Origin of the sequence: Ornithinibacter sp. (assembly GCF_035443565.1) — a bacterium.
Taxonomy (GTDB): Bacteria; Actinomycetota; Actinomycetes; order Actinomycetales; family Dermatophilaceae; genus Fodinibacter.
Genome location: NZ_DAORSO010000156.1, coordinates 1 through 4,896, shown reverse-complemented (window position 1 = coordinate 4,896; position 4,896 = coordinate 1). Strand labels below are relative to the sequence as shown.

Sequence of the window (4,896 nt, the reverse complement as noted above, 5' to 3'; positions counted from 1 at the left end):
TCGGGGTCGCGGTGCTGCTCGTCGTCGCGGCGGCCTTCATGCCCAGGCACGTCCACGAGGTGACCGGCTGACCGACCGAACGCCGGGCCACGTCGAGGGTGTGACAGTGGGAACAGGCCTTCGCCGACCCCACGCCCCGGAGCTAGCGTGGACGTGACGACGGCGCTGCCGTCCGGCGGCGTCGCGCCTCTCGCGAGGAACACCATGTCAGTCGACCGGCCGCCCACCACCATCCTGCGAGCCGGGCCGCGGCTCACCACCGCCTGGGTCCTCTCGGCCGTGGTCCTGGCCGTCATGGTCCTCACGTCCGCCATCGGCCTGCTGGCCGCGAACCTCTACCCGGAGGACACCTGGGCGGTGGCCGCACTGCGGGGCAACGACCTCGTGACCCTGGCGCTCGTCGCGCCGGCGCTCGCCATCGCGATGGTGCTCAGCCGTCGCCGGCCCACGAGCGCATCGGTGCTCGTCTGGCTCGGCCTGCTCTTCTACGGCGCCTACAACTACGCGTACTACGCCTTCGGCACCGCGTTCAACGACGTCTTCCTCCTCCACGTCGTGGCGTTCTCCGCATCGACCGCAGGCCTCGTACTGCTCGCGTCGAGCATCGACGCCGATGTGGCCGCCTCCGGCGTCGTCGGCGGCACCCGGGCCAGGGTCGTCGCGGGGTTCACGACCGTCGTCGGGCTGGCCCTGCTCGGCGCCTGGGGGACGATCTCGGTGCGGTTCGCCGTCACCGGCGACCTCCCCGAGAACGTCATGCCACCCTCAGCCGTGCACCTCGTCTACGCCCTCGACATGGGCGTGCTGGCCCCGGCCTTCCTCATCGCCGGCGTGATGCTCTGGCGCCGGATGCCCTGGGGCTCGGTGCTGGCCGTCGCGGTCAACGCCAGCGGCGCGGCATACCTCGCCGTGCTGTGGGCGGTCGGCGGCTTCCAGGCGGATGCCGGCATCGCGGGGACGTCGTGGCTCTCACCGGTCGCGGTCGGTTCTACCCTGGCCTGCCTCCTCGCGACCCTTGCCCTCCTCGTCCGCCCCGGGGATCGGCCGGTGGCAGCGCAGAGGCACACGACCCCCGCCCGGGCCTGAGCCGCGGACGGGCTCGGGTTGTCAGGAGGCTCGGGTGACCTCGTGGGTCTCGCGGGCGCGCAGCCACGGGATGACGGCGAGCAGCGTGATGAGCCCGGTCGTCCCGAACGCCAGGGGGTAGCTGCCGTAGTCGATCAGCAGCCCGGCCAGGATCGGCCCGATGATCGCCCCGGTGTCGGCCGACATCTGGAAGGCGGCGAGCGCCGGGCCGCCGTTGCGTTCGCGCCCGACGACGTCCGCGAGCGAGGCCTGCTGGGCGGGGTTGAGGGCGCCTGCGCCGAACCCTGCCACCACCGAGAGCACCACCAGGGTCGGCAGGTCGGTGGCGAACCCGGTGACTGCGGTCGCGACACCGCTGACGAGCAGCCCGCCGATGATGAACGGCCGCCGCCCGAGCCGGTCCGACATCCGCCCGGCGACGGTCAGCCCCACGGCGTTGCCGGCCGCGAACACGGCCAGCGCCATGCCCGCCACCCACGGCTCCTTGCCGATCACGACCGCTGCGAACAGCGGCAGAATCGCGGCACGTACCCCGAAGTTGGCCCAGCCGTTGGCGAAGGCTGACGCGATCGACGCGCGGTAGGCCGAGTCGCGCCACGCGTCATGCACCGTCATCACCGGGAGAACCGGCGCGCCCTCGGCCGGCCGCAGCGACGAACCGCTGAGGAAGACGCCGACGAGCGCCGCCGCGAGGAGGAGTGCGACGGCATACACGATGAAGGGCACGCGCAGTCCGAGGTTGCCGAGCAGGCCGCCGACGACCGGGCCGAGGATGCCGCCGAACAGGAACGCCGAGGCGTAGACCGACGACACCCGCGCCCGGATCGACGGCGGAGCGAGCCGCACCATGAGCGCGACCGCCGACACGGTGAACATCACCGAGCCGATGCCACCGACACCGCGGAAGAGCAGTAGCTGCCAGTAGGTCTGCGCGAAGGCGGTAGCCCCGGTGGAGATCGCGACGATGACCAGGCCTGCGAGATAGATCGGCCGCTCCCCCATCCGCGCGATGAGCCGTCCGCCGACCGGGGCGAACACGAGCCGGAAGAACGCGAACGCGCTGACGACGATCGAGCTGGCCGTGGCCCCGACGCCGAAGCTCTGCGCGAACTGCGGCAGCACCGGCAGGATCAGCCCGAACCCCAGCGCGATGACGAACGCCGACGCGATGAGGACCCAGATCTCACGGGGGATCTTCACCTTGTCCGGGGCGGCGGACACGGGGATGGCAGACACGATCGACCAGTATGCCTCCCGGACTCAGCGGCCGAAGGTCGGGAAGATCGCGGGGAGCGGTTTGTGGTGCTCACGCCACTTCTGCCGTCGGCCGAAGAACCAGACGACGAAGCCGGCGAGGACCAGCGATCCCAGCGGGATACCCCAGGTGTGCAGCCGCTCCAGCCACACGGCGCCGAGGTTGGGGACCGGCTCACCGCGCAGCTCGTTCCCGGCGAAGGCCGGGCAGACGTCCGTGCCGAACGCCGAGGAGATGCTCACCAGCTCTTCGCCTGCGGGACCGTCCGCCAGCCGGACGCCTCCGTCCGTGATGACCGGCACGTCGCCGCGCCACGCGGGCCGGCAGCCGTAGCCCTCCCACGAGAGGAACGAACCCTCCGTCCAGCCCGCGTCGGATGCCGGCACGTCACCCACGGGGAAGCCGAGGAGTGCACCGGTCGAGGTGTCGAAGAGCTGGGCCTGGGTGCCCGGGTTGGTCCCGGGCTCGATGCTGTCCACGCTCCGCAGAAGCAGGAGCCTCGACCCGTCGGGGGACACCGAGGCGGCCGCCTGGGGTCCCTCCTCCCAGCCGGGCCAGGAGACCGTCGCGCCGTTGGTCCACCGGTCGTCGCCGAGGCCCCACGTCAGCACGGTGAACTCGTCGGCGCTGCGGCGCCAGAGTCCGACCACCGTCTCCTCGTCGGTCCAGCCGGCGAGCAGCAGGGCATCCCCGACCCCGGCCGGTGGCACGTCCTGCACACCTCCCGCCAGGTCGACGACCACGGCCTCGGCGCCGGCCAGCGACGGCACCGTCGGGTAGAGCACGCGGGAGGAGTCCGGGTTCCACGACGGCGACGCACCCCTCCCCGTCGTCTCCTCCACCGACAGGTCAGGGGTGATCCCCACCCGCTCTCCGCTCACGACGTCGAGCAGCGCAGATGCCGTTGCCAGCCAGCGCCCGTCCGGCGAGACCGCGAGCGCCGGCCCCGGGATGACCGAGGGAGGGAAGCCGGCCGTCTCGTCATCCTGGGAGACGAACGACACCGACCCGTCCGGCCCGATGGCATACACCCCCACACGGCCCTCCTGCGTTCCGGGCACGACCAGGGAAGTCAGTCCGGGGCTGGAGGTCACGTGCGGCCGCCACGGCATGGCCACGTGTTCCGGGTAGCTCGCCAGGGGCACTCCCGGTGGTGTCGCGGGCACGGCCACCGTCGGAACGCCCCAGGGGACGAACGCACCCAGCACGAGCAGCGCGACGACGCCGAGGGTGGCCACCACACCGGCGCGGGCCCGCCACCTCCGCCGCCTCCCGGCACGCCAGATCGCATCCAGCGTGGCCGGGTCGGGGGCGTCGTCGGTGTGGTCGGCGGCGATCTGCGAGAGCGCCTCACGCAGCCGCGTCGTCGAGTCGGTCATGGCCGGACCTCCTCGTGTCCGTACGTCGCCGCGAGATCGGGCGCGAGGACCTGCAGCCGTCCCAGCGCGTGCCGGGCCTGCGACTTCACCGTGCTCACCGAGCAGCCGAGCAGGACGGCAGTCTCCACCTCGGTGCGGTCCTCGTAGAACCGCAGCACGAGGACCGCCCGCTGCCGCGGCGTGAGGCGTGCGAGCGCCACGCCCAGGGTGAGGCGGTCATCGGACCGACCCGAGGCGTCACGCACCGGAGCAGCGTCACGCTCGGTCACCTCCACCGGGTCCGGTTGACGCCGACGCCACCGCCACGCGTCGATCGAGCGGGTATAGAGGATGCGCCGCACGTAGGCGTCCGCCCGCGGGAGGTCGACCCGGCTCCAGTGCTGTGCCGCTCGTCCCAGCGCCTCCTGGACGAGGTCCTCGGCCGAGTCCCGGTCGCCGGTGAGCAGGATCGCGGACCGGACGAGCGAGGGCCACCGCTCTCGGACGAAGGTGTCGAACTCGTCTCGCTGTGCCACGTGCCCGCCCCCTTCCGCCGCCATGGCAACCATCTCACCCAGGAGTACGGATGCCGGGCGCCCCACGGGTGGATGCCGCCCGGCACTTCTTGCGATCCACCGACCTCACGGGGCCTCGATCCGGCCGCCGGAGGTGGGCGGGCTGCAATCAGTCGGATGCCGTGCCCACCACCGGCGCGAGGAGGGCGACCGCGAGCGGGACGGCCGAGAGCAGGACGAGCAGGGTGTCGCGCCACCGCCACGGCGCGGGCAGCCACCACGATCGGGACCAGGCCGTCGCGAAGCCACGGGCATCCATCGCCACGGCCAGCTCGGCAGCCGCGCGCAGCGTGCGCACGAGCAACCCCATCGTCAGCGCCCCGAGGTGGGCGACGACGGTGCGCGGACGCCGCCACGACACCCCGAGGCCGCGCACCCGCCGCGCGCGCGACAGCTCGGACCAGATCTGCCCGAAGGACTGCACCCGCTGCAGCGCGGCTGCCGTCGCGACGACCGGGCGGTCGGGCAGCCGGAGCCGTTGGGCGAGGTGGTCGCCGAGGCGGTCCGGGTCGATCCACGGGATGAGCACGGCCGCCGGCAGCACGATGACGAGGACTCGCAGCGCCACGGTGAGGGCGGGGTCGAGGTCGCGACCTGCGAGGAACCACGTCGACCACCCGAC

At 72.8% G+C, this 4,896-nt stretch carries 5 protein-coding genes; 1 reads left to right on the top strand and 4 read right to left on the bottom strand.

The genetic code is table 11. From position 1 onward, the window contains the following. The first annotated feature begins 204 nt into the window (after positions 1 to 204). On the top strand, positions 205 to 1,086 hold the full coding sequence (locus tag PLL68_RS12355) for a hypothetical protein (RefSeq protein ID WP_324534509.1): 882 nt from the start codon (positions 205 to 207) through the stop codon (positions 1,084 to 1,086). 21 nt (positions 1,087 to 1,107) lie between these two features. On the opposite strand, the gene PLL68_RS12350 is transcribed toward PLL68_RS12355, so the two are convergent. The 4 genes from PLL68_RS12350 to PLL68_RS12335 all read right to left on the bottom strand — a co-directional run. Continuing rightward, on the bottom strand, positions 1,108 to 2,322 hold the full coding sequence (locus tag PLL68_RS12350; RefSeq protein WP_324534507.1) for an MFS transporter: 1,215 nt from the start codon (positions 2,320 to 2,322) through the stop codon (positions 1,108 to 1,110). A 24-nt stretch (positions 2,323 to 2,346) separates the two neighbouring features. Beyond that, positions 2,347 to 3,720, bottom strand: coding sequence for a hypothetical protein (locus PLL68_RS12345; protein WP_324534505.1), 1,374 nt, complete (start codon positions 3,718 to 3,720; stop codon positions 2,347 to 2,349). Further along, positions 3,717 to 4,235 carry a SigE family RNA polymerase sigma factor gene (locus tag PLL68_RS12340; protein ID WP_324534503.1) on the bottom strand — a complete coding sequence of 173 codons (519 nt, stop codon included), beginning with the start codon at positions 4,233 to 4,235 and terminating at the stop codon, positions 3,717 to 3,719. The genes PLL68_RS12345 and PLL68_RS12340 overlap by 4 nt, the downstream gene beginning before the upstream one ends. A 148-nt stretch (positions 4,236 to 4,383) precedes the next feature. Then, the coding region (locus PLL68_RS12335) for an energy-coupling factor transporter transmembrane component T family protein (protein WP_324534501.1) at positions 4,384 to 4,896 on the bottom strand (513 nt) is incomplete at its 5' end.

Excerpts from the sequence above, each read along its gene's own strand:
- PLL68_RS12355 (WP_324534509.1), top strand. The coding sequence starts at position 205 with ATGTCAGTCGACCGGCCGCCCACCACCATCCTGCGAGCCGGGCCGCGG.
- PLL68_RS12345 (WP_324534505.1), bottom strand. The coding sequence starts at position 3,720 with ATGACCGACTCGACGACGCGGCTGCGTGAGGCGCTCTCGCAGATCGCC.